21 protein-coding genes, 1 tRNA gene and 1 pseudogene are annotated in these 25,442 nt (G+C 60.1%); 15 read left to right on the top strand and 8 right to left on the bottom strand.

Translation table 11 applies throughout. The features are described 5' to 3' along the window. Nucleotides 1-20: 20 nt before the first annotated feature. The 5 genes from NFW30_RS19330 (at nt 21) to NFW30_RS19310 (ending at nt 3,921) form a co-directional block, all read left to right on the top strand. Nucleotides 21-350, top strand: a complete 330-nt coding sequence (locus tag NFW30_RS19330) for a hypothetical protein (RefSeq protein ID WP_295352965.1) — start codon at nt 21-23, stop codon at nt 348-350. 259 nt (nt 351-609) lie between these two features. After that, nucleotides 610-1,053, top strand: a complete 444-nt coding sequence (locus NFW30_RS19325; RefSeq protein ID WP_295352962.1) for a glycine zipper 2TM domain-containing protein — start codon at nt 610-612, stop codon at nt 1,051-1,053. 133 nt (nt 1,054-1,186) lie between these two features. Beyond that, entirely contained in the window at nt 1,187-1,540 is a 354-nt protein-coding gene (locus NFW30_RS19320; RefSeq protein WP_295352959.1) for a hypothetical protein, read from the top strand. A gap of 144 nt (nt 1,541-1,684) precedes the next feature. Then, nucleotides 1,685-1,758 (top strand) — tRNA-Gly (locus tag NFW30_RS19315). A 237-nt stretch (nt 1,759-1,995) separates the two neighbouring features. Further along, complete coding sequence (locus NFW30_RS19310) at nt 1,996-3,921, top strand: integrase arm-type DNA-binding domain-containing protein (protein ID WP_295372537.1); 1,926 nt, start codon at nt 1,996-1,998, stop codon at nt 3,919-3,921. A 61-nt stretch (nt 3,922-3,982) separates the two neighbouring features. Here the strand turns inward: NFW30_RS19310 and NFW30_RS19305 are convergent, their stop codons facing one another. Then, nucleotides 3,983-4,624, bottom strand: coding sequence for a LysR substrate-binding domain-containing protein (locus tag NFW30_RS19305; protein WP_295372534.1), 642 nt, complete (start codon nt 4,622-4,624; stop codon nt 3,983-3,985). 105 nt (nt 4,625-4,729) lie between these two features. Between NFW30_RS19305 and NFW30_RS19300 the strand changes: the two genes are divergently transcribed. Then, complete coding sequence (locus NFW30_RS19300) at nt 4,730-5,023, top strand: helix-turn-helix transcriptional regulator (RefSeq protein WP_295372532.1); 294 nt, start codon at nt 4,730-4,732, stop codon at nt 5,021-5,023. A 28-nt stretch (nt 5,024-5,051) separates the two neighbouring features. Here the strand turns inward: NFW30_RS19300 and NFW30_RS19295 are convergent, their stop codons facing one another. After that, nucleotides 5,052-5,948 carry a LysR family transcriptional regulator gene (locus tag NFW30_RS19295; protein WP_295372529.1) on the bottom strand — a complete coding sequence of 299 codons (897 nt, stop codon included), beginning with the start codon at nt 5,946-5,948 and terminating at the stop codon, nt 5,052-5,054. 334 nt (nt 5,949-6,282) lie between these two features. On the opposite strand from NFW30_RS19295, the gene NFW30_RS19290 reads away from it, so the two are divergent. Genes NFW30_RS19290 through NFW30_RS19250 form a run of 9 tightly spaced genes read left to right on the top strand, consistent with a single transcriptional unit; the run spans nt 6,283 to nt 19,109 of the window. Next, complete coding sequence (locus NFW30_RS19290; RefSeq protein WP_295372526.1) at nt 6,283-7,191, top strand: WYL domain-containing protein; 909 nt, start codon at nt 6,283-6,285, stop codon at nt 7,189-7,191. A 12-nt stretch (nt 7,192-7,203) separates the two neighbouring features. Beyond that, complete coding sequence (locus tag NFW30_RS19285) at nt 7,204-10,401, top strand: helicase-related protein (RefSeq protein ID WP_295372523.1); 3,198 nt, start codon at nt 7,204-7,206, stop codon at nt 10,399-10,401. After that, nucleotides 10,398-11,204: a DUF4391 domain-containing protein gene (locus NFW30_RS19280; protein ID WP_295372520.1), complete on the top strand. Its 807-nt coding sequence runs from the start codon at nt 10,398-10,400 to the stop codon at nt 11,202-11,204. The genes NFW30_RS19285 and NFW30_RS19280 overlap by 4 nt, the downstream gene beginning before the upstream one ends. A gap of 11 nt (nt 11,205-11,215) precedes the next feature. Further along, nucleotides 11,216-13,141, top strand: coding sequence for a site-specific DNA-methyltransferase (locus NFW30_RS19275; protein WP_295372517.1), 1,926 nt, complete (start codon nt 11,216-11,218; stop codon nt 13,139-13,141). A gap of 10 nt (nt 13,142-13,151) precedes the next feature. Next, complete coding sequence (locus tag NFW30_RS19270) at nt 13,152-16,220, top strand: DEAD/DEAH box helicase family protein (protein WP_295372541.1); 3,069 nt, start codon at nt 13,152-13,154, stop codon at nt 16,218-16,220. Next, on the top strand, nt 16,217-16,684 hold the full coding sequence (locus NFW30_RS19265) for a TIR domain-containing protein (RefSeq protein WP_295372514.1): 468 nt from the start codon (nt 16,217-16,219) through the stop codon (nt 16,682-16,684). The genes NFW30_RS19270 and NFW30_RS19265 overlap by 4 nt, the downstream gene beginning before the upstream one ends. Continuing rightward, complete coding sequence (locus NFW30_RS19260) at nt 16,684-17,310, top strand: hypothetical protein (RefSeq protein ID WP_295372511.1); 627 nt, start codon at nt 16,684-16,686, stop codon at nt 17,308-17,310. Before NFW30_RS19265 ends, NFW30_RS19260 begins: the two co-directional genes overlap by 1 nt. 3 nt (nt 17,311-17,313) lie before the next feature. Further along, nucleotides 17,314-18,450: a nucleoside triphosphate pyrophosphohydrolase family protein gene (locus NFW30_RS19255; protein ID WP_295372508.1), complete on the top strand. Its 1,137-nt coding sequence runs from the start codon at nt 17,314-17,316 to the stop codon at nt 18,448-18,450. Continuing rightward, nucleotides 18,447-19,109 carry a uracil-DNA glycosylase gene (locus tag NFW30_RS19250; protein ID WP_295372506.1) on the top strand — a complete coding sequence of 221 codons (663 nt, stop codon included), beginning with the start codon at nt 18,447-18,449 and terminating at the stop codon, nt 19,107-19,109. Before NFW30_RS19255 ends, NFW30_RS19250 begins: the two co-directional genes overlap by 4 nt. 16 nt (nt 19,110-19,125) lie before the next feature. On the opposite strand, the gene NFW30_RS19245 is transcribed toward NFW30_RS19250, so the two are convergent. The 6 genes and pseudogenes from NFW30_RS19245 to NFW30_RS19220 all read right to left on the bottom strand — a co-directional run. After that, a complete protein-coding gene (locus NFW30_RS19245) occupies nt 19,126-19,611 on the bottom strand; it encodes a TIR domain-containing protein (protein ID WP_295372503.1) in 486 nt (161 codons plus the stop codon). A 41-nt stretch (nt 19,612-19,652) separates the two neighbouring features. Next, nucleotides 19,653-20,240: a hypothetical protein gene (locus NFW30_RS19240; protein ID WP_295372500.1), complete on the bottom strand. Its 588-nt coding sequence runs from the start codon at nt 20,238-20,240 to the stop codon at nt 19,653-19,655. A gap of 3 nt (nt 20,241-20,243) precedes the next feature. Continuing rightward, nucleotides 20,244-21,386, bottom strand: a complete 1,143-nt coding sequence (locus NFW30_RS19235; protein ID WP_295372497.1) for a toll/interleukin-1 receptor domain-containing protein — start codon at nt 21,384-21,386, stop codon at nt 20,244-20,246. A 308-nt stretch (nt 21,387-21,694) separates the two neighbouring features. Then, entirely contained in the window at nt 21,695-23,560 is a 1,866-nt protein-coding gene (gene mobH / locus NFW30_RS19230) for a MobH family relaxase (RefSeq protein WP_295372495.1), read from the bottom strand. A 251-nt stretch (nt 23,561-23,811) separates the two neighbouring features. Next, nucleotides 23,812-25,179 (bottom strand): hypothetical protein, encoded by a 1,368-nt coding sequence (locus tag NFW30_RS19225; protein ID WP_295372492.1) that lies wholly within the window; start codon nt 25,177-25,179, stop codon nt 23,812-23,814. Between the two features lie 11 nt (nt 25,180-25,190). After that, nucleotides 25,191-25,442 (bottom strand): annotated as a pseudogene (locus NFW30_RS19220) (hypothetical protein); the annotation flags it as partial.

Here is a 25,442-nt window from a genome sequence, read left to right as displayed (position 1 = left end):
TCTTGATCGAGGAGGATTTCATGCAAGGCATACAACGAGGAATCTTCTTTTCTGCGGGTCTCGCGCTATTGCTCGGCGGCTGCGCCAGCCCGCAGCAGATGCTGGCCAGCGAGCAGGACCAGGCACTGCTGACCGCCGTACGCAGGGGCCAGTTCGAGATGTCGTGCCCGACGGCACGCGGCTACGTGCTCTCGGCCAACCTGCTGCAACCCGTCCTCTGGAACGGCATCGAACGCGCCGAGTACACGATCGGTGTCGAGGGTTGCGGTCAGAAGGCAACCTACGTCACGGTGTGCCCGCTGGGCTCGGCGGGCTGCGTCGCCGTCTCGGGCCGCAACCTGGCACAGTAGCCATCGTCATACGTCGCGCGCCAGGAACTCCGCGATTGCCCTGCCAGAACGGCCCCGGCAGCGGCGTGCCGCGTGAGGCGAGTGCAGGGCCGCCGCGGGGCGCGCACGGATGGCGCCAGCGGCGGTCGGGATGCCGCTGGAGGCGCTCGGTGTGCGGCCGCCGACACGAAAGTTCGGCAGGAAAAGAGGTATCATGCAGCGGCTGCATCGCAGCGATCGACCGTCCCCTCCTGCTCAACCGCCCTTCAAGGAGCCCAGCATGTTCAAACAACTCAGGTCCTATCTTTCAGCGCTCGCCTTTGCGGTTCTCCTGGCGGCCTGCGCGGCACCCGGGCAGCAGCCCGGAGAAATGGAAATCCGTAGCGGGGTGATCGAGCAGATCAGCTTCGTCGATCTGCAGAGCAACCAGCATCAGGGAGTCGGCGCGGTTGTCGGTGGTCTCGCCGGCCTCGGCATCGGCAGCCTGATCGGCGGCGGCAGCGGACGCGACGTGGCGATGGTTCTGGGTACCATCGGTGGCGCGATCGCCGGCAACCAGATCCAGAAGCGCTACGACCGGCCTGTCCAGGGACAGCAGATCATCGTCCGCACCTCCTACGGCGTCCTGGTCTCGGTCACGCAGCCGACGAACCAGTCACTGTTCCAGGGCCAGCGGGTCTTCATCGAGGGTAGCGGTGAAAACGCCCGTGTCGTGCCGCGCTGACCGGACCGACGTCTCCGGCGGAATCGGGCCAGGCAAGGGGCCGGTTCTCACCGGGGAAACGGGCGGCTGCGTCGCGCCTGCTTTGCGCAACCCGGCTGCGTCCCCGCACCGGCGACGGGGGAGCGAGCGAGCGGTGACCATTCGCCACTCGCTCGCCCTGCTGCTCGTCGCCGCAGCAGCCGCGTGCGCGCCTGACGCCTGGCGGCCCGACAGCCGCTTTGATGCGTTTCTCGATCAGGTGCAGGATCGCTGCGGCTACCTCGAGGTGGGCGGCCGACGCATCGGCGCCAACCTCATACAGGGTCCCGATTCGTATTTTCTCGACCTCACGTCGCGCTATTTCCACCGCCAGATATCGCCTGCGAACTATGCCGAAGCGCTGGCAGCCTCGTTCTCCAGTGACCCGGCATCCGCTGCCATCCGCTGCATCCTGGCAGTCCCGCTGAGCAGCGACCCGATGCCGATGCCACCAGTGCTGCTACAGTGACCAGCCCGGAAACGCCGACCGCCGCCGGCAGGACTGGCCGCGCCAAGCCATGCGACCGGTACCGCCCGCGTGGAGCGGGCGACCGCAAGCGTGGGCGCGCGAGCGTTGTGCGAGGACCGACAAGCTCGTAGAATGTCGGCCTGCGCGGGCGTCGTATAATGGCAATACCCTAGCTTCCCAAGCTAGAGCCGAGGGTTCGATTCCCTTCGCCCGCTCCACTTCAACTTTCCAGGGACTTCCACCGAAATCCAAGGAGTGTTGTAAGTCTCTGATCCGGTTAAGGTTTTTTCCTTTTCTCGATCCAGTGACATCCAGCGAAATCCACTGACAGCCGGTACAAAACGGTACATTTAGTGGTACATCAATGCGGGAAGCGTCCATCGCGCATTGTTGCTGGAGGAGCCGGGCCCCGGTAACGAACATGGCATCCAACTCACCTACCAGGAGTTGGACACATGCTTACCGACATGACGGTCCGGCAGGCCAAAGCCACCGGCAAGCCGTACACCATCGCCGATTTCGACGGCCTTTCCCTCTTCGTCTCCGCCTCTGGTGCCAAGACCTGGCACTTCCGCTATACCTGGGTCGGTCGGCGCGTTCGCATCTCCCTGGGCTGCTATCCCGAGCTGTCGCTGCGCGATGCGCGGGAACTGCGCGACGAAGCGCGCTCGCTGGTCGCCAGGGGCATCAACCCGCGTACCGAGCGCAAGCAAAAGCGCCAGGCCATCAAGCTCGCCGGCGAGAACACCTTCATGGCGGTCTACGAGAAGTGGATGGAGCATCGCCAGCTCACGCTCGATGAGGGCCGCCAGAGTTCGCTGGAGCAGATTCGCCGCGTCTTCAAGAAGGACGTTTTTCCTTACCTGAAGCGGCTGACCATCTACGAGGTCACCCGACCTCATCTGCTGGAAGTGGTCGGCCGCATCGAAAAGCGCAATTCGCTGTCGGTGGCCGAGAAGGTACGTACCTGGCTCAAGCAGTTGTTCGACTACGCGATGGTCGTCATCCCGGCCATGGAGACCCACCCGGCCACCGAGCTGCACGTGGTCGCGGTGCCGCTGCCGCCGGTCGAACACAACCCGTTCCTGCGCATGGCCGAACTCCCCGGGTTTCTGCAGACGCTGCGCAAATACCGCGGCATGCTGAAAACGCAACTGGCGATCCGCCTGCTGCTCCTGACGGGAGTGCGAACGGGTGAGCTGCGCCTGGCCACGCCCGATCAGTTCGATCTGGATCGGGGGTTGTGGATCATCCCCGTTATGTCGCTCAAGCAGCGCAAGATGCTCACCCGCAAAAAGCGCAAGCGCGTCACCGACATCCCGCCGTACATCGTCCCGCTGTCCGTCCAGGCGATGGAGATCGTCCGCTACATGCTCGAGGATTTCAAACCGGCGCAGAAGTACCTGTTCGCCGGCGTCAAACGCATCAGCGACCGCATGAGCGAGAACACGCTCAACGCGGCCCTCAAGCGCATGGGCTACGAGGATCGGCTGACCGGCCACGGCATTCGCGCGACGCTCTCGACGGCCCTCAACGAACTGGGCTATCCGAAGGTATGGGTGGACGCCCAGCTCTCGCACGCCGACCCCAACCGCATCAGCGCCACCTATAACCACGCCGAGTACGTCGAGCAGCGCCGCGTGATGATGCAGGACTGGGCCGACCGCCTGGACCTGTTCGAGCAGAACCAGGTGCAGGTCGCCGGCATGCACCTGACCATCCACCTGCAGGGCCTGCCGACGATCGCCGGGCAGCAGACCACCCCGCTGCCGACTCCTGGGCAGCATGCGCCGATCCTGCTGGTAGCGCCCACCGAGCAGAGCTTGCCGACGATTGCACCGGCGACGCAGCGCCTGTCGGCCGTGGAGATGCCGGAGTACGCGCAGCCGAAGCTCTCCGAGCTGCAACGCGAACGGCTGAAGCTGCTGGAAATTTTCGAGGGACCGGACAACCTGGTGGTGGCCGACTACGCCAAGTTGGCCGGCAAGTCGCGCCGCTGGATCACCTACGAGATCCAGGCCGGCAACCTGCTGTCGATTCAACTGGGGAACAAGGGCCAGCGGGTGCCGGTGTGGCAGCTCGATTCGCTCAAGCGCCAACTGGTGCAGGCCATCCTTAGGCAGACGCCCCGTGGCGTGGATACCTGGGATATCTATCACGCCCTGCTGCGACCGCATGACGCCTTGGGAAGCCGGCCGCCCATCGAGGCGGTGACGCCCGAGAACATGAAGATCGCCGTGCGGGTGGTCGTGGAGCAGTGTGCACAACGAGAGGAGCCGCTGGCGCCGATGCCATACTCGATTCAGGTGCGGCAGAGCGTTCAGCAATTGGTTGAAAAGGCCATCGCGGCCGGTCCGGTAATGCCGATGGTGGACGATTGAAAGGCATACCGTCGAACGGTGAGCTACCGGGAAATACCCGAAGGGGCGACAGATGCCAAGGTCAGGCGGCTTCGGTAGCTGCCACCTTCACCGCCCGTTCGGCAAACCGCTCGACAGCTCGTGCCGATCCGTGGGGCCTCCGTAGCAACTGGGTGCTGACGAGATAGGGGCCGTTCGCCAGTGGACGCATGGCGACACCCCAGCCGCGAGCCCGGGCGATGTGCGAGCGGGGCGCAATGCCGACAGCAAAGCCTGCCGCCACCAGCACTGCCAAGAGATCGAAGGACGTGACATCTTTGGCAGAATGCATTTCAGGGTCGAAGCGCGCATCCACCTGCTGGCGCAGTGCTTCACATGCCCACAGGCACCATTGAAGCAGCGGATAGTGCAGCAAGGCGTCCAGCGAAACTGCGGGGTACGCAAGCAACGGCGAGCGCAACGGAACCGCCAAGGCCAATTCATCTGCCCAAAGCGGCTGTGCGTTCATGGTGAAGGCTGTTGTTGTGGCCGCCAGGGCCATACCGACGTCGTAGGTGCCGTCCTCGAGCCCACGGACCAAATCCCCGGCGGCAACCTCCTGCAGCAGGATGATGGTCTCCGGTTCCTCGGCGCGTTGCAGGGCCAGCAGACTCGCGAGCCGTGGCGACAGTGCGTCGGCCGATACGGCGAGCCTCAGAATCGGTGATTGGTCGGGAGCACTCAAGGGTGTCACTTCATGAAGGAAATCTGGGCACGCGGCCCCCTGCCATGATAGCAAGAGTTAAATTTAACGTGGTTAAAAGTATGGCGATATTCGACGCTTTTGCCAATGCAAAAGCGTACTATCCAGCGCGGCCGCCCTGTCGGATCGACGACCTATGAACCTGAACCGGCTTTGGCCTTCGGCCAAGCCGTTCGGGCGGCCCGGATGGAACAGGGGATGGCCCAGGAAGAGCTGGCCGCCTTGGCAGAAATCGAGCGCTCCCACATGGGCAAGATCGAGCGCGGCGAACACATGCCCACGCTGGCGCTGATCCTCAGAATCGCCGCCGCGCTGAACAGGAGTGCCGCGGCTCTGATCGCCGCGACGGAGGAAAACCTGCGCTCGGGACCGAGAACATAGCCAGCGCAAAGGAACGGGGCATTGCCCGTCACTCGTCTAGCTGGTCGTGCAAACGCGCGATAAATCGATCCAGAGCTATGGCAGCAGGGGCGCCAGGGTCGCTTTCCGGTCGTAACAGGTAGGTCGTGTGAATGACGTTGGGCGTCGCGAGGGGACGCATGACGATGTCGGGACGATTTAAAACTTTTATTCGCGCAGCGTTCGCGAATCCAACGCCATAGCCTGCTGCGACCAACGTCAGCATCATGTCCATCGAGGCAACGTATTCGACATCGAGCTTGACCGCTGCATCGCGCAGCAATTGACCCACTTCGCAATCACAGTTCCCGAATAGCCGGGGATCGGCCACCACGAGCGGATAACGTATCAAGTCCTCCATGGGGATTTGTTTGTGCACGAGCAGCGGATGGCGTGCGGGCACCGCTACGGCTACCGAGTCAACCCAGATCGGTTCGGCGATGATGCCATCCCCGACCTTGGTGGTATACGCAAACCCCAAATTGAAGCTCCCTGAACGGAGTCCGCGTAATTGATCGGCCAGCGACGTCTCGGTTAGGCGTATCTCGACGGCCGGATCTTCCTCGCGGCAGCGTGCGAGAAAGGTTGAGAGGCGCGGGTCGATGCATCCACTGGGGACGGCAATTCGAAGAATGCCTAGGTAACCGGAGGAAACGGCCTTGACATTTTCACGGGCCAGTTCCAGCGTCGAAAACACCCGACGCACATCCTGGAGGAAGACTTCGCCAGCCTGTGTCAGCCGCGTACCGCGCCGATCACGGTCAAATAGCAGCACGCCAAGTTCGTCTTCGAGTTCTTTGATGGTACGGGACAGTGGGGACTGCTCGATATGCAATCGTTCAGCGGCACGAGTGAAGTGCAACTCCTCCGCGAGGACAACGAAGCAGCGAAGATGACGCAATTCCAATCCTTGCCCTCCCACGAGACGCCATTTCCTGGCAATAGCATCGATTCTTGCCCCTGATTTCGCGAGCGAACGACTGTACTCATGTCCGCCGCGACCACAGTGGCGCTCCATAACTTCCCGCGCACACGCCGGCATTAAAATTCCGTCATGCACCACTCAGCCTACCGCGGTTGTGAAAATTGCGTAGCCGTCCTCTCGTCGCTGCGCCATAGTGGTTATCACAATGCGACGCACAATAATATCAAAAAAGCATCATGGACAGATTCTAGAGCGGACCATATACTTCCGGCAATAACCCGCACAAGCATTCGCTAACCCGAAAGAGCCAGCCAGGATGTCGAACGATCAGCTTGCAGATCTAACCCAGCCACAACGCGATCGGCTCGCGTTCGTGGAGTTGCGCGTGCGTTTCATTGGGGAGATACGTCGTCAGGACTTGGTCACACGGTTTGGCATCCAGGCCGCCGCCGCATCCAGGGATCTTGCGCTTTACAAGGAGCTGGCGCCAGGCAACATCGACTACGACTCCAAAGGCAAGTCCTACATCCTGGGACCAGAATTTCAGTCCGTATTCGAGTTCCCCCCGGAGCGGGTGCTGTCGTGGCTGACCCAGGGCTTCGGCGACGGCGAACCGATGCGGCTCAAGGCGTGGGTGGCCAGCGAGAGCCCGTCACGGCTTACCCACCCGGACTTGGATGTGCTGGCGAGCGTGACCCGGGCGATCCACCAAGAATGTCCGCTCGGCATCGAGTACCACTCCATCTCCAGTGGCCGCACCGAGCGGGAGATCGTCCCGTTCGCGCTGATCGATAACGGCCTTCGCTGGCACGTTCGCGCCTTCGACCGGAAGTCCCAGGAGTTTAGGGATTTCGTCATCACCCGGATCAAGCGCCCGATGGTGCTCAAGGGGCAGCCAGTGGCTCCCCACGAGATGAGCGATCAAGACATTCAGTGGACCCGGATCGTCGAACTGGAGCTGGTTGCGCATCCCGATCAGCCCCGGCCGGAGATCACCGAAATGGATTACGGCATGCGCGACGGGGTGCTGCGGATGAAGCTCCGTGCCGCCACGGCCGGATACATCCTGCGCAAGTGGAGTGTGGACTGTTCCCCCGACCACAGTCTGCGCGGCCATGAGTACCGGTTGTGGCTGAAGGACTACCTTGCGATCTACGGTGTGCACAGCGCCATCTTGGCGCCAGGCTTTGCACAGGCCAATGCAGAAGCGTCGATAGATGACTGAACGGGAGCGACCATGAAGCTGATCCATAACACCGGCGCAGACCGGGTCATCGATCTGATGCGTCCGCACCTCAAGCGCGGCAATCAGCTCAGCTGCGTCACGCCCTCGTTCTCCCTCTTTGCGTTCGCCGAACTGCGAGACGCGCTGTCAGAGCTGGAATGGGTTCAGCTGATTCTGCCCCCTGATGACGACGGGCTCGAGTTCCTCGGCGGAGAAGGCGACCGAGCTGCGCGCAATCGCTTGCAGGCCCGTTGGTTGGCAAACCAGTGCGCGAAGTGGATCACCGACAAGGTCGAGTTGCGCCGGGCGTTGGGGCCGGTGCCTCAGGGGGCAGCGGTAATGCGCAATTCCGACGCGACGCCCGCGCAAGTCGTGTTGGGCTCATTCGCTTTCAGCACCGATGGCCTCGGGCTGACTCCCGGTAATCCAATGAGCCTGATCCAGGCATCCGAATCCGCTGACGAAGCCACGCAACTTGCCAAGTGGCTCGAACAACAGTGGGCGGCCATGCCCCGTCAACCCGACACCCGCAGCGCCTTGATTCAAGCCCTGTGCGCCATGGGTGAGCACCGCGATCCGTTCACCCTCTATACGCTCATCCTGCATCACCTGTTTCGCGACAGCGGCGACGAGATGGACGAGGAGCGCATCGTCAAGTCCGCCACAGGTATCCGCAATACGGTGGTGTGGAAGAAGCTCTTCAAGTTCCAGCGCGATGGCGTGGTGGGCGCCATTGACAAGCTCAACCGCTTCGGGGGCTGCATCATTGCCGACAGCGTTGGCCTCGGCAAAACCTTCGAGGCCCTGGCGATCATCAAGTACCACGAGCTGCGCAACGACCGCGTGCTGGTATTGGCGCCCAAGCGCCTGCGCGACAACTGGACGCTGTACAAGGCCAACGATAAGCGCAACGTCCTGGCGGCCGATCGCTTCAATTACGACGTCCTGAACCACACCGACCTCTCGCGCGACGGCGGCACGTCCGGCGACATCGACCTGTCGCACGTGAACTGGGGCAACTACGATCTGGTGGTTATCGATGAGTCCCACAACTTCCGCAACAAGGCCACGCACAAGGGCAAGGAATCCCGCTATGACCGGCTGATGCGCAGGATCATCCAGGAGGGTGTCAAGACGCGCGTCCTGATGCTTTCGGCCACGCCAGTCAATAACCGCCTCGCCGATCTGCGCAACCAGATCGCCTTCGTCACGGAAGGCGACGACACCGCCTTGCTGGAGCACGGCATTGCCAGCATCGAGGCAACCACCCGCAAGGCGCAGGCCCAGTTCAACCGGTGGTTGAACCTTGACGAGTCCGAGAAAACGCCTGCGAGACTGGTCGAGATGCTGGGCTTCGACTATTTCACCCTACTTGACCACCTCACCATCGCCCGCTCGCGCAGGCATATCGAGAAGTATTACGGCACCGGCGAGACGGGCCGCTTCCCGGATCGTCTGCCGCCGATCAACATCAAGGCCGATGTTGACCGTGCCGGCGAGTTCCGTAGCATCCGGGACATCAACCTCGAAATCCGGCGGCTTAATCTGGCCAGCTATGCGCCATTGCGCTACGTCCTGCCGCACAAGCAGGCAGCCTATGACGCGAAGTACAGCACTCAAATCCGCGGCGGCGAAAGTTACTTCCGCCAAGTCGACCGCGAAGAGAGCCTGATCCATCTCCTGCGCGTCAACGTGCTCAAGCGCATGGAAAGCGCGGTGTCGTCCTTCACGCTCACCGTCCAGCGCCAACTTCGGGATGTAGAGGCCACGCTGGCGCATATCGAAGCGCATGCTGACGACGTTGAGGAAATCGACATCGCCGACGTCGACATCGACGATCCCGAGTTTGAGACCCTACTGGTCGGACGAAAGGTCAAGGTATTGCTCAGTGACGTTGACCTCATTCGCTGGAAGCAGGATCTGGTTGAAGATCGCAACCGACTGGCTACGCTGCTCGCAGCGGCCATGCAAGTCGATTCCGCGCGAGACGCCAAGCTGACCGCCCTGCGCGACATGATAGAGAACAAGTGCCGCAGCCCGATCAACGCGGGCAACCGCAAGATCATTGTCTTCACCGCTTTCGCCGACACCGCCGAGTACCTCTACGCGCAGCTGGCGCCGTGGGCCAAGACCACGCTCGGAATCGAATCGGCGCTGGTCACCGGCTCCGGTCGCAACCAAAGCACGCTGCCGAGTTTGCGCAAGGATCTGGCATCCATCCTCACGACATTCTCGCCACGCTCCAAGGAACGCCCAGCCGAACTGGCCACCGAAGGCGAGCTGGACCTGCTGTTCGCCACGGATTGCATTTCCGAGGGCCAGAACCTGCAAGACTGCGACTGGCTAATCAACTATGACATCCATTGGAATCCGGTGCGCATCATCCAGCGCTTCGGCCGGATCGACCGTATCGGCTCCCCAAACGAACGCATCCAGCTGGTCAACTTCTGGCCCAACATCGAGCTGGAGGAATACATCAACCTGGAGCAACGCGTAAGCGGACGGATGGTGCTGCTGGATGTTTCCGCTACTGGCGAGGAAAACCTCATCGAGCAGCAGTCCGGCAACCCGATGAACGATCTGGAGTACCGGCGCAAGCAACTGCTCAAATTGCAGGATACGGTCATCGATCTGGAAGACCTGTCCACCGGTGTCTCGATCACCGATCTGACACTCACCGACTTCCGTATCGATCTGGCCCAGTACCTCAAGGCGCATCCCGGCAAACTGGACAACCAGCCGCTGGGCGCCTACGCGGTCACCACCACCATCGACGCCGACATCCCGCCCGGCGTCATCTTCTGCCTGCGCGCCGAGGGGCCGGCGGCGCGCAAGGCCAAGGAGTCCGACTACCCGTTGGCACCGCACTACCTCGTTCACGTGGGCGATGACGGGACTGTGCTGCTGCCCTATACGCAAGCCAAACGCGTTCTCGACCGCCTCAAACGTCTGGCTTTGGGACGGGAGCTACCCGACGCTGGCGCTTGCGCCCGTTTTGACAAGGTCACCAAGCACGGCGAGGACATGCGCCGCGCGCAAAAGCTGCTCGCAGCAAGCGTGGCTTCGGTCGTCGGCAAGAACGAGGAAAGGGCGGTGGCCAGCCTCTTTTCGCCGGGCGGCACCCACGCCATCAAGGGCGAGTTCGCCGGCAGCAACGACTTCGAGGTGCTGGCCTTTCTGGTGGTCCTGGCCGAGGTCGATACCCCATGAACAAGAGGGGGCCGACGTTGGCGGCGCAAGACATCATCCTGGCATTGGGCTTGCCTGACGGTTGCCGGGTCGATCAGCGCGTACCGAAGAAGCTACTGTTGGAGAACGGCGCGCCCACGGCGGCCGACAAACGCCTGATCAATGAGGGTATAGAAGAAATCCAGTGGGTGGCAGCGCTCAAGCCGACCACCGTAGGCGTATCCGACTACCGCGACGACCTGCGCGAGTACCTGGAGATCGCCGTGCTTACCTTGACGCTGCGCGGCGCATCCGACAAAGGGGAGGCCAAACCCCCAAATGCAGTCCGCCTCACCGAACTTTTGCATCGCGCAGTGCCGTATCCGGTGCTATTGCTGCTTCACACCGGGCAGCGCCTAACGCTGTCGCTGGCGCACAAGCGTTGGGCGCAGAACGAGGCCGGCAAGGTCGTGCTGGACGGTGGTGTGGTGTCCGCATCCCTGCCAGACGATGCGCCGTCTGCCGATGTACTCCGCGCGTTCACGTCTGCCCTGTCCCTGGCCAGCCAGCCTCAGGCGACACTGTTTGGCTTGTATCAGGGCTGGATGGATAGCGTGCAGGCCTTGTTGGCGGCGAGGCTGACGGGAAACTTCAAGGCGGCTGACAGCCCCGAACAGGCCGCTGCGCGCCGCCAGGCCCTGCAGGAATGCGAACGTCTGGAACTTGAGGCGACCCGCTTGCGCACGCTGGCGGCGAAAGAAAAACAACTGGCGCGACAGGTGGAACTGAACCTTGCGCTCAAGCGTGTATTGGCCGAACTGGCCTCCGCGCGCCAACAGCTTTAAATATCGAACGAATGACGATGGAAAAGAATATGCAAAAACTTGAAGCGACCAGCCCCGAGGCCCAATCCGCTGATCTGGTGGCCGGCAACATCGCCCAGCTCAAAGCCCTATTCCCTGAGTTGATCAGCGAAGGACCAAACGGCGCAGCGGTCAATGTGGAAGTACTCAAAGCGTTGGTCGGCGATGCAACCGTTACCGATGCCGACGAAAAGTATGGCCTCAACTGGCATGGCAAGCGCCGCGCGCGGCAACTAGCGCTCACCCCCTCGAACGGCACGCTTCGCCCATGCCCGGATGAAAGCTTGGATTGGGACAGCACCCAGAACCTGATGATTGAAGGCGACAACCTCGAGGTGCTCAAGCTCCTCCAGAAGAGTTACGCGGGCAAGGTCAAGCTCATCTATATCGATCCGCCGTACAACACCGGCAAGGATTTCGTGTACCCGGACAACTTTCAGGACAACATCAAGAACTATCTGGAGCTCACCGGGCAGGTCGAAGGCGGGCAGAAAATCAGCAGCAACACCGAGGCCAGCGGGCGGTTTCATACTGACTGGCTAAACATGATGTATCCGCGGTTGAAGCTGGCCCGAAACCTATTGAAGGACAATGGTTTCATATTTGTCAGCATTGATGACGGCGAAGCGGAGAATCTACGCAGACTGTGCGATGACGTTTTTGGCGAAGAAAATTTCGTTGCACAGCTCGTATGGAAGTCTCGGGTGAGTGAAGACACTCGTGCGAAAACGGGCGTTTCTACTGACCATGAGTACGTCGTTTGCTATTCACGCGGCGATCAAGTTGCACTTCGTGGATCTGAAAAGGATGTAGAGAAGTTTTCGAATCCAGATGACGATCCGAGGGGGCCGTGGCGAAGTGCTGATCTAACTGGACTAGCCACGAAAGAGTCTCGCCCCAACCTCCACTACGATCTGATCGACCCGAAAACGGGCATCAATTACGGTTGCCCACCGAAGGGGTGGCGCTACGAAAAATCGACGATGTCCCAGAAGATCACTGAAGGGAGGATCTTGTTCCCTTCGAATGGTGACGGGCGGCCACGTCACAAGCTGTTCTTGAATGAAATGCGGAGCCTTTATAAGAACATGAGCTCGGTTATTACGGAATTCAGCACCGCAGATGGAACAAGAGACGTCAATAGCCTTCTGGGACCGGGAGTATTTTCCTTTCCCAAGCCAACTGGCTTGGTAGCTAGCCTCATCGAGCAGGCTGCGGAAGCGGAGGACATTGTTCTCGATTTTTTTGCTGGCTCAGGAACGACTGGGCACGCAACTTTTCTGCGAAACGCTGCGGACTCAAGTAGTCGACGATTCGTGTTGGTTCAACTTCCGGAGCCACTGGATCCAGCGACCGCAGATCAAAAAGTGGCTGCGGACTTCTGCGACAAGCTTGGCAAACCCAGAACTATCGCCGAACTGACCAAGGAGCGTCTGCGTCGCGCTGCCGCCAAGATCAAAGCCGACAATCCGATGTTCACCGGCGACACCGGCTTCCGTGTCTTCAAACTCGACACCTCCAACATCCGCGCCTGGAGCCCGAACCCAGCCGATCTGGAGCACACCCTGTTTGCCCACCAGGACCATCTGGTGGACGGCCGTACTGAGTCGGACATCCTCTACGAGCTGTTGCTCAAGCTGGGGCTCGACCTGTGCGTGCCGATCGAGAAGCGCTCGATCGCGGGCCGCTACGTGTATTCGGTGGGCAGCGGCGTGCTGATGGCCTGCCTCGCCGAAAGCATTTCCCTCGACGATGTAGAGCTGCTGGCGCAAGGCATCGTCGCCTGGCACGAAGAACTCGCGCCTGCTGGGGACACAACCTGCGTGTTCCGTGACAGCGCCTTTGCCGACGACGTGGCCAAGACCAATCTCGCAGCGATCCTGGAGCAGCACGGCATCCAGAACGTGCGCAGTCTGTGAGGGTTCGATGATGAAACTGCACTTCGAGCCCAATCTCGACTACCAGCTGCAAGCCATCGAGGCCGTCTGCGACCTGTTCCGTGGCCAGGAGGTATGTCGCACGGAATTCACGGTGACGATGAAGGCGCCGCCCGCCACTGCCGACGATATGTCCCCCGGCACCGTGCCGCAGCAAATGACGCTGGGTGTTGCCGAGTCCGATTTGGGGGTCGGCAATCGCCTCACGTTGCTGGACGACGAGCTGCACCAGAACCTGGCCGACATCCAGTTGCGTGGCGGTCTGCCACCTTCCGGCATGCTTGTCTCGGGCGATTTCACCGTCGAGATGGAAACCGGTACCGGCAAGACCTACGTCTACCTGCGCAGCATCTTCGAGCTGAACAAGCGCTATGGTTTCTCGAAGTTCGTCATCGTGGTGCCGTCGGTGGCGATCAAGGAGGGCGTCTACAAGACCCTGCAGATCACCGAGGAGCACTTCAAGGGGCTCTATGCCGGCGTACCCTTCGACTACTTCCTCTACGATTCCAGCAAGCTCGGCCAGGTGCGCAACTTCGCTACCAGCTCGAACATCCAGATCATGGTGGTCACGGTCGGGGCCATCAACAAGAAGGACGTCAACAACCTCTACAAGGACAGCGAAAAGACCGGCGGCGAGAAGCCTATCGATCTGATCAAAGCGACGCGGCCCGTCGTGATCGTCGACGAGCCGCAGAGCGTGGACGGCGGCCTGACGGGCGCGGGCAAGACCGCGCTCGATGCGATGAATCCGCTGTGCACGCTGCGTTATTCCGCCACCCACGTGGACAAGCACCACATGGTGTTCCGCCTCGATGCCGTGGATGCCTACGAGCGCAAGCTGGTGAAGCAGATCGAGGTCGCTTCGGCCACAGTGGAGGATGCCCATAACAAGCCGTTTGTCCGGCTGGTTTCGGTGGCCAGCCGTCGTGGCACGATCTCTGCCCGCGTGGAACTCGACGTGGCAACGGCAGGCGGCGTGAAACGACAAGAACTCACCGTTTCCGATGGCGATGACTTGGAACAGGTCACCAAGCGCCCGATCTACGCCGATTTCCGCGTAGGCGAGATCAATACCGCCAAGGACGAAGAGTTTCTGGAGCTGCGTTTCCCCGGCGGCGAGGCTTTTCTCAAGCTAGGCCAAGCCCACGGCGACGTCGACGCCCTAGCCGTGCAGCGGGAAATGATCCGTCGCACCATCAAGGAACATCTCGACAAGGAGAAGCGGCTGCGCCCGCTCGGGATCAAGGTGCTGTCGCTGTTCTTTATCGACGCAGTGGACAAGTACCGCCAGTACGATGCCGATGGCAATCCGGTGAAGGGCGACTACGCGCGCATCTTCGAAGAGGAATATCGTCGCGCGGCCAAGCTGCCCGCCTATCAGAGTTTGTTCGGCGAAATCGACCTGGCGAGTGCCGCCGAGGAAGTCCACAACGGCTACTTCTCCATCGACAAGAAAGGCGGCTGGACCGACACCAGCGAAAACACCGCTGGCAACCGTGAGAACGCCGAGCGTGCCTACAACCTCATCATGAAGGAGAAGGAGAAGCTACTGGCTTTCGAGACGCCGCTGAAGTTCATCTTCTCCCACTCTGCGCTGAAGGAAGGCTGGGACAACCCCAACGTGTTCCAGATTTGCACGCTGCGCGACATTCAGACCGAGCGCGAGCGCCGCCAGACCATCGGTCGTGGACTGCGTCTCTGTGTGAACCAGCACGGTGAGCGGGTGCGTGGTTTCGAGGTCAATACGCTGACCGTGATTGCGACCGAGAATTACGAGCAATTCGCCGAGAACCTGCAGAAGGAAATCGAGGCCGATACCGGCATCCGCTTTGGCATCGTCGAGCAGCACCAGTTCGCCGCCATCGCCGTTACCGGCGCCGGCGGTCAGACCGTGCCTCTGGGCGTTGATCGATCGAAGGCGTTGTGGGAGCACCTGAAAGCCGCCGGCCACATCGATGCAAAGGGTAAGGTGCAGGACTCGCTGAAGACTGCGCTAAAAGATGGAACGCTTGCGCTACCTACGGAGTTCGACGCGCAGCGCAGTCAGATCGCCGAGGTGCTGCGCAAGGTGTCGGGCCGTCTGGAAATCAAGAACGCCGACGAGCGCCAGCAGGTTCCGTTGCGCAAGGACAAAGAAGGCAAAGCCATCTATCTGAGCGACGAGTTCAAGGCGCTGTGGGATCGGATCAAGCACCAGACGACATACCGCGTTCATTTCGACAATGCAAAGCTGGTGGCGGACTGCATCGCCGCCTTGCAGAAGGCCCCGCCTATCGCAAAAGCGCGTCTACAGTGGCGCAAGGCCGACATCGCCATTGGCAAGGCAGGCGTGGAGGCTACAGAGAAAGCTGGCGCGGCAACTGTCGTCCTGGACGAGTCGGATATCGAGCTTCCAGACTTGCTTACTGACCTGCAGGATCGCACCCAGCTTACCCGTCGCACCATCACAAGCATCCTGACTGGCAGCGGGCGGCTGGACGACTTCAAGCGCAATCCGCAGCAGTTCATTGAACTCGCTGCGGAGACGATCAACCGTTGCAAACGGCTGGCGCTCGTCGACGGTATCAAGTACCAGAAATTGGGCGACGACCACTTTTACGCCCAGGAACTGTTCGATCAGGAAGAGCTGACCGGTTACCTCAAGAACATGCTGATGGACACGGAGAAGTCCATCTACGAGCACGTCGTGTACGACTCCACCACCGAACGCGACTTTGCCGACGCGATGGAGAAGAACGAAGCCATCAAGCTCTACGCCAAACTGCCCGGCTGGTTCAAGGTGCCGACGCCGCTTGGTAGCTACAACCCCGACTGGGCGGTACTGGTTGAGCAGGACGGCACGCAGCGCCTGTACTTCGTCGTGGAGACCAAGAGCAGTCTGTTCACCGACGACCTGCGCGACAAGGAGAACGCCAAGATCGAATGCGGCAAGGCGCATTTCCATGCCCTGGCGGTCGGCGAGAATCCGGCGCGCTACGTGATAGAACGTTCTGTCGTCGACCTTTTAGCAGAAGCGGCTACGATCTTCAAACCATGTGAAAACTTTGGAGGTGACAGGTGACAGAGAAAAGGAATATGTTTATCAGCCATGTCCATAAGGACGATCGCGGGCTCCAAAAGCTCAAGGATCTGTTGGCTCCAAAGGGGATGGAAATCAGGGATTCCTCCATCCATACAGGAAAATTCAACAATGCTACAGATGAGCACTACATAAAGACGCAGATCCTCGCGCCTGCCATCAACTGGGCTGGAGTGTTCATTTGCTACGTTTCCCCTCAGACCAAGGACAGCGATTGGGTGAACTGGGAAATCGAATATGCGGCCAAACAGGGTAAGCGTATTGTTGGTGTTTGGGAGCATGGCGAGAAGGAGTGTGAACTTCCAGATGCACTAAAAGAATATGCCGATGCATTGGTCGGTTGGAATGGTGATGCAATCATTGATGCGATCAACGGGAAGGACTCGTGGGAAAATCCTGACGGCGGCGCCTGCGCCCCGGTTCCACTCAAGCGGCATCCCTGCTGATGGCGCGCATTCACTCCTACGTGGTGCGGTACGACAGTGGTTTCGCACCCAATCCCTTCTACGGATACTGCACGCTTGCGACCTGCAAACCCAGTATCCGCCGAGGCGCTGACATCGGTGACTGGGTAGTCGGCAGCGGCAGTAATGATCGAACTGTTCGACGAGGTGGGCATCTCGTGTACGCGATGCGTGTCACCGAGGCGATGACATTTGACGAATATGGCGTAGATCCACGGTTTGAATCCAAGAAGCCGTACCGCAATGGCAGTCGGAAGCAAAGTTGTGGGGACAATATCTACTTCAGGGCCGCGCCAGGGGCCGCCTGGCAGCAGCGCGATTCATTTCACTCCCGCACCGATGGCTCGCTCAACCCTGACCATGTCGCCCGCGATACGGGGGTCAACAGGGTTCTAATCAGCAATGATTTTGTGTATTTTGGAGGAGCGGGGCCAGAGTTTCCCGAAGAACTGAAAGACCAGCAAGGCCGCCCTCTATGTAAAACTGGAATAGGCCTAACCACCTTTGACGATGCACAACTGATTGTAAACCTTGAACAATGGATTCGTAGCTTTGACGTGGGTGGTTATCAGGGCGCACCATTCGAATGGCTGACTCTTCGCAGGTGATCGATGAAAAAGGAAGGCTCTCTCTTACTTTCGGACTACGCTGCAGAAATTGCAGCCACAGACGTGCTCAATCCGAATGACTTCAATCCTGTCCTCCAAGGTCTCTACGGAGAAGTCGGCGGGATAATGGCTACGGCCAAAAAGCATGTCCGGGAGAAAACGGCCTACCCTGGTTTCAAGAAAGCGGCAGAGGAAGAGTTTGGCGACACGCTATGGTATTTGGCTGCAATCTGCAGGCGCTTGCAGATTCCTCTTGAAGAGATCTTCGCAGAAGCAGCAAACCACGGCAACTTCAAGAATGTGGGCGCGGCAAGTGACATCACGGAAGGTGCGTTGGCCTACATCGCTGTGCCTGTCGCAGCGACTGCTTCGTTGGACACCACCTTGGTACGTTTGGGGCAGTCAGCGGCGACACTACTGGGAAGCCCACCTGCTCGCACCGATTTGATTGTTTTCGCACGGGCCTATCTGGACGCAATTCATGCGGCCGAACTTGCGTTCTCTGAGGTGGCTCGCGGCAATCTCCGGAAAGCTCGCGGCGCGTTCATGGAGCCGCAGGCTGATGATCTGGTCGGCCTTGATTTCGACAGTGAATTTGGAATCGAAGAACAGCTCCCCAGAGACTTCAAGATCCGGGTCAACCAACGAGGCAGTGGCAAAAGTTATCTCCAATGGAAGGGTGTATTCATTGGTGACCCTCTGACCGACAACATTGCCGACCATGATGGCTACCGGTTCCATGACGTTTTTCACTTTGCCTATGCAGCAATCTTGCACTGGTCGCCTGTGATGCGGGCATTGATCAAGCACAAGCGAAAGAGCAATTCGAAATACGATGAAGAGCAGGACAGTGGTCGGGCCATCGTCGTTGAAGAAGGGGTTGCGGCCTGGATTTTCTCCAGGGCCAAGGAGTTGAATTTCTTCGAGAACCAGGAAAAGGTTTCACTTGGGATTCTCAAGACCATTGGTGAGTTTGTGAATGGTTACGAAGTTGAAAAATGCCCGCTGAAGCTCTGGGAAAAGGCAATCCTGGAGGGGTATGCCGTTTTTCGCCAACTCAAGGCAAATCAAGGTGGCTGGATCATTGGAAATCGAGAACAACGCACCATCAAATACATGCCACTTGGGTCTGAAAAATGAAAATCCACCCATTCGTTGAAGCAGTTGCTTCGCTGCAGTTCGAAGACTGCTTCAATCCGTATTCTGATCGTTGTGTAGTTCATGATCGGCGCGACGCACCGCGTCGTCGTGCCGCCGCCCTCTCTGCCATGTTGCGTCGTGCAAGCGAGGAACCCGTAGACGCGATATGGATCGGACGAGACCTCGGATACCGCGGGGGGCGCCGCACTGGGTTAGCCCTGACCGACGACGTTCACATAAGCCAGCACGTTAAGCGTTGGAATCTCGACCAGGTCGTCGAGCGGCCGACGACAGGCGGTGCTGTAGCCGAGCGAACCGCAGCGGTCATATGGGGCATGCTGGAACACATTGATGCTCGCATCTTCCTTTGGAACGTCTTCCCTCTTCATCCGCATGAATCAGGAGATCCTTTCACCAACCGGCAGCACAACGCACGTGAGAGGCGAGCCGGCGAAGAACTGCTCCAACAGCTCATCGTCCTGCTACGCCCCTCTCGCATCGTCGCCATCGGTAACGATGCCGCCGCTGCGGCCCATCGCATCACGGATTCCGTACCGGTGATTTGCGTAAGGCATCCTAGCTACGGAGGACAGACCCAGTTCCAGAAGCAAATCTCGGAGCTCTATGGGCGCCCCATGTGCACTGGGTCGTTGTTTTGACGAGAGGCCTGGCTTCCTAGCGAGCAGCGATCGCCGCTTCAATCCAGCCCGACAGGTTGTCACTGACGTGGTTATAGGCCGCGCTGCTGGTGGCCCCCGGTGGATCGTACATGCGGACGACGGTGGATAGCTTTCTACCGTCGTTCAAGGTAAATGAGTCAAACGGATTAGCCCCGGCAACTGATGGTTGTTGGTTGTGGTCCAGCAGCTTATGGACTCGTATCCCCAAGAGTCCCTTGCCACTATTCCATGACTGCTCAATCTCATATCGAATCCAGGGGCGATTCGCCGTTTCGGCGCCGACCAGAACAATTGTGCATATCCGTCCTTGCAATTGATCGTCAATCCAGCGCTTGATTGCGGCTTCGCCGCCTCGCTTCACTTCTTCCCATTTGTTATCGCTTGCCGACTGGTTACCCTCCACAACACCAATATTCCGTATCTTGGAGGCGCGCCAACTGTCGCGTTGATAGTGAAAGCTATAGAAGACTTTCCGTGGCATGACGAATCCTTTGATGGCTCGTGTGAATCGGCAGAGGAGATTCAGCTCACTGCACCTTGAATGTTCAATGCGAGGTGCGTGTGAAAAAGTTGCGCAAAGTCCACATCACCAAGATCCGCATCGGCGAAATAGCCTTGATCTTTGGCCAAGTTCAAGGCTGCTCCACCTGGCGACGGTACGGGTAGAACTTTGGCGGCGGGATGGAATTGCCTGAAGAGTTCATGCTCGGCTTCCACTCCTTCCATGCCGCCGATGAAAACAGCGGCAACGAGATCATCGCGCGACAGCATTCTTTCCCGCATTAACAGCAGGCTGGCATCTCTGTCATCGGGAACTGCGTCGGTGAAGACAACATTGTGAAAACGGTCGTTTTCTTCCGGGTAACGATCCTCGAAGAACCTGCTCTGATACAGAACTACGGACCCAGAATAATCAACTCCTAAATCTTCACAAATGCTCCAAATCATGGGCGTGATAGCGGGATGTCCTCCCCACACGATCTTGTGCTGACGAATGACGGCTATGACCAGTTCCCTCACAGCACATTGGATGAGGAATGGATTGGCAGTTTCGTGATACGAGCCGCGGCCGACAAGTGGAACGCTAGCTGAAAGGAAGATTGCACTCACGATTCAGGCCTCCCAGTCTGCAAATTGCCACCCAGCCTCGCTGGCTTTGACCCACCGTGCAGAGTGGATATGCTGGCCCAGCCAGTCCAAATGCCCCAGCCACCGAGGATGCAAACCGACGTGATCGTAAACGACAGCCACCGATTGATCCGGCGAATTGGTGGATGCGTCATGTAACGTGGTCGACGTGGGGACACCAACTGTTGGGTAAACGACAACATTCCGGCCGTCCGGGAGCTGGATATAGACTGCCTTGTTAGGTCCAACACCGACAAGTTGGCCGCCAATCGTTTGAATAGCGTTGCGCAAATTACTCACCAGATTGACGGAACGGACTGCATGACTTTGGCTGCGAACTTCTTCAATCTGTAGACAAATTCGCTCCACAGCGCTGTCAGCTAGGCGTCCTGTGGCCACATCTACTTCGTCGGTCAATAACTCTGCGCGACTGGCTGTGGCTGTTCGCGTGGATGGCGTGCAGTCTGGCCAGCCAACCCGCAAAACGCTAATGCCTTTCGCGAGAGCGCGTCCGAACTCTGCACTTGTCCAGCGGCTTTCAAAGTAGCCTGGCGTGTCAAGCATCACAAGAACGTCGGAATCGCAAAGGCGATGCCACAGCATTGTTTGAAAATCTTCCGCGGGCGGAATTCCATGCGTATCGAGAAACACATCGAATAGCCTAGCAGACAAGGCATCGAAGAGTTGCAGGGCCGCCTCACGGGCTTCGCCTCGGCGGTAACTTACAAATACTCGGCGCTGGCGAGGTAACAACCCCGCACACTCAAGTAAAGCAGTCGCGACACGCTGTGGACCGCTGGCGTGATAGGCTAAGCAGTTGAGAGGCCGCAGTAATTCAGGAATCTCTGAGTTAACTCGATTGACGTCGGATGCTATCGGCAGTAATGGGATGCCTCGCTCCAGCAACTTCGCCACATTGCCGAGGGGTGGATTCTCACCCCCGAAAAATACCGCAGCGGATGACCGCTGTTGGTTGGGGTTAAACCCTTCCGGGCGCACCTCCCATCCAACTTCATGTCCTAGTCGCAAGTTGAACATACCTACGGCAGTTCCGACGATTTCTTCAAGCTCAGAAACCTGGGCATCGGTTGGCGAACCAAGCACTGCAAGTTGATAGATGGCGGGCATGCTCTTCCTTGTAATTTCAGCAGCAACCGTGATTTGTCGAAGCGCGAGCCTGTCTGAACGAAGAAGCAGAATATTGGCAAGCATCCCCGCTATTTTAAATTGCTACAGCCTTGCTTGCATCCCTCGACAAGACGATTTTGCGGAAGATCGCTCCTGCCGGCAATTCACTGATCGGTTCCGCAATCACTGCTGCGAGTCGGCCTGCTGGTGCGTGACGGCCGTGGCCGCTATCTGCCGGCGTCGGCCGACCAACCAGATCCTGGAGGCCGCGCGTCGTGTCATCGACCATCCTTTGGCTATATGCTATATCAGCGAGAGGGAGATTCAGCCAGTGTCAGGTAGGGGTTGTTTGGGGGCACGTCACCGAATACAGATTGGGCTTGAAGAAGCAGGTAGCCGTGTAGCCTCCTTGACTTGCGTGGCCCAGTCACCTCGCACGTCCAGATGTTCAAGCCATCCGCTTGCTTGCGATGCAGGCCCAGCTTCTCGAAGCGTTTTTGTACCCACTGCCAGTCTTGCAGCTTCTCTTCCTTCGCCAACGCATTCACCTCCGGGTGTTCCTGTGCGTATCGCTGGAATACTCCAGGGCTGACCAGGTAGGCGGTATCGGCTACGGTATGTATCAGCGCTTTGGCGTCGTTGATGATGAGGCGGCGTGATGTGATGGCCTGCTTCAGCCACGCTAAGAAGTGCTCGCCGGACGGTTCGTTCGTGATCATCACGCGGCCAGAGCACGTGGCCACTGGCACTGAAGGGGATGGTGTTGGCGCGGACAATTCAGATGGTTCTGGCTTGGAATCTACTGCGGGCGCAACGCTACGCTGCCCCGTACCTGGCACTACAGCGATCATCGTCAGCGTGTCCTCCATCGCGTCCGGTGGATCGTTTTCCTCCCGACGAGGCATGGCCGGATTCATTGATGGGGCAACCGATTCGGCCACAACATCACCCTGAGGGTCTGGGGTCGAAACAGGGGCTGCTACAGTCATAGAGGACTGCGCGTCCTCGCTGTCCAGGACTGTCTCGACCGTCACGGTTCCGGCAAATGGTTCTGGCCGCACCGCCGTCTCCCAGATCAGCGAGGGCACGAGGCGCAGGAGCGTGAAGGTATGAGACCAGCCCGCGTCGCTGGTGATGGTGGCCTTCCAGATGGCCTTGCCCTCAGGTGTCGGTTGCGCAATGCCATGGTCCTGCAGCACGTTGAAGACCGCGGTATTGCTGGATGGGATGCCATCGATGCCCTGGGCCAGCAGATGGGCGCGCAGTTTGTCCGAGACGGTTTTGCTGACCAGCCACAGCGCGTCCTGGGTCAGCCATCCATCCGAGGCTTGAGGCTGGTTCAGCTTGAACTCCTCGCGAAGCAGGTAGCGCAGGCCGTCCAGCAGCTTGCGTTGCAGAGCGTGCCGGGGTGCTGCCAGAGCCTTGCTTGGATCGCCGCCGAGTTCTTGGGCCACCGATGCCTGGTCGGCTTGCACGACCAGTTCGCCGAGCGTGCCGGCGTGTTCGTACTGGCCCGCCAGCACATACAGCAGCGAGGCCCAGAGGTCGGGATAGCCGCTGAGCCAATCGAAGATAGCAGCGTCAAGCAGGCGTGCATACAGCAGGCCGGTAGCGGCTCCGTGCAGTCTGTATTCGCGGTCCTTGCGGTAGCGGAAGCGGTACGGCCGCTGCAGCGGGCCGTGCCAGGGGTGCCAGACGGTGCCGTCGGCGTACTCGACGTGCAGGTCCACGGCGATCTTGCCGATGTCGTGCAACAGTGCCGCGTAGGCCGTGCCGGCAGTCCAGGCCTCGGCCTGAGCCGCCTGCGTCTCCGGCGTGGCGCCGGCGGGCAGCAGGTGCGACTGCCGCAGCTTGAGCGCGTAGGCCACGATCTCCAGGCCGTGGTCCAGCATGCCGCCCGGGTAGGCATGGTGGTGGCTTTCCGATGCCGGGAACTGCTGGACCAGCTCGGCGTAGCGCTCCAGTGGCGCGAGGTAGAGCGTGGCGAACTGCCGGCGCGACAGCGAGGTGCGCTGCCAGATGTGTTCCAGCAGCTTCTGCCGGCGCGGCGTCGCCAGCAACGATGTGGCCGGCTCCGGCCGCACCAGCCCTTTGCCGGGCTCGGCGGGAGATGTGTGCGTCGGCGGCGCGCCGGCAGTGGGCGGCACCCGTTTGCGTTTGAACAACGAGAGCATGGCAAACCCCGGATGTCGGGCTGCTCGGGGGAGCCTTTTGGCCTTTTCGGGTAGGGCCTTTCCCCTTGGCCCCATTCCCTTGCCCCCTTCCCAGCCCTTTGGCTTTTACGAAGCCTTTGGGTATAAGGCCGCCAGGGTTGGAGCGCCACGATCAATGCGGCATGGGGCAAGCCCGGCAAGCCCGGAGCGCTGCAGAATTGTCGTCAGTCCTGGCCCAGGCCCGCATCGAGGGCCAGCACGGGCCTGGGTTGTCAGGTCGTCGGTACGCCGTAGCGTTTGAACAGGGCCTCGAAGAAGGTCTTCACGTCAGCCTTCGCCGTGGGCACCTGCAGCTCCGCTGCCCCGAACCGAAAGACTTCATAGCCGGCGAGTTTGAGTTCGCGGTCGGCCTTGACCATCTGCGAATAGCGCTGCACGTCGGCGCTGCCCGTGGAGTCCGCGTAGTGATGCTTGCCGTCGACCTCGATGACGACTCGAACGCCCTGGGGCAGCAGGAGCAGAAAGTCCATGCGAAACCGCAGAAGCGCATCCGGCCCTCGCTCCTTGACCGTCCGTGGGTCCCAATGCAGCCAGACTTCGGGCAGCAGTGCCGGGAGGTTGGGAACGGCACTGCGAAACCCCTCGAAGAAGGCATCGAACAGCAAGGTTTGTGGCGGGGAGTTGTGTGGCAGGCTGGCCTTGAGGCGCGCGTACAGCGTGCGCTTGGCCAGCGTGGCATCGGCGATCTGCTCTGCCTCGCCCCACCACTGCTGCAGATCGTTCCAGCGCAGCCCGTCGTTGCCGATGGGCCGATCATAAACAAGCACCTTGTCCGCATTGGTGACGATCTCAACGTCGTTGTCCAGCGCGTCGCGAAAGCGCAGGTCCGGCTTGTCGGGCGAGGCGAAGATGAGATTCTTCGGCCTGCCCTTGGTCGCCGCGTGCTGCGAGACCAGCGTGAAGATCGGGTAGCCGCCTTCCGAGCCGGTCTCGCGTAGCTCGACGCCGCAACTCCGCAGCGGCTCGTTGACGCAGGCTACGAAGTGGCGTTGGGCGGCCTCGTCGGGGCGCACATCGGCCGAAGCCAGTCCCTCCAGGAACAGCGCGAAGCGCCGGTCGGATGCGTCATACGCTCCCAACTGGTCGAACAGCGTTTCGGCTGGCCAGTCCTCCGGATTGCGATGGACATGCTGCTGGATTTCAGCGCGCAATCCCGTCGGCTTCCCGCCCAGCAGGTGCATCCAGTCATCCGCATCCAAGATCCACAGGCGCTCCAACAGCTCGTCGAACCTGCGGGCATCCCCGTACAGCTCCTCGCGATTGAGCCTGCGCGCGACCTCGCGCCGGTACCGCTTCGGGATGGGCGGACACGGGCTGTCGCTCCAGAGGATGTCCTGAATCTGGTTGCGTGTGGTGGCGTTGGGCGGGTGGCGCACCAGCAGCTTGCGTGCAACTATCGGCAGGTCCGTGTCCGCTACCGCATTGAAGCTGGCGGTCATGCGCTCGCGCTTGGAACCATCGGCGCCAGGCGCAGGCAGGCCCAGTTCCTCGCAAAGCGTCGGTAGCATGGTGTGGGTGCCAGCATCCTTCAGCCCGGTGACCAGAGGCTCCAGCAGATTGCGAAGTTGCGCGTAGTCCATGGTCGCGCGACTCAACCTCGCAGCGCCATGGCACGCAGCAGCGCGTCGATCTGCCCGAAGGCGTCCTGCTGCCACTGTTCGGGGGTGCGATCGCCCAGCGCATGCGTGTCTTCGACGAAGCGCCTCACGCAGGTAGGCCCATGACCCTCGAAGGTGTCGAACTTGTCGGCGATGTGCCGGAAACCGCGCTCGCCGCTGGGATGCCCCAGCAGGGGGCGACATTCCTGTGCCAGCACATCGATGCCGCCAGGGTAGTTCCGCAC

This window comes from Accumulibacter sp. (assembly GCF_023806635.1).
Classification (GTDB): Bacteria; Pseudomonadota; Gammaproteobacteria; order Burkholderiales; family Rhodocyclaceae; genus Accumulibacter.
The sequence above is the reverse complement of the archived record's forward strand: the minus strand, read 5'-3'. Positions and strand labels throughout refer to the sequence as shown.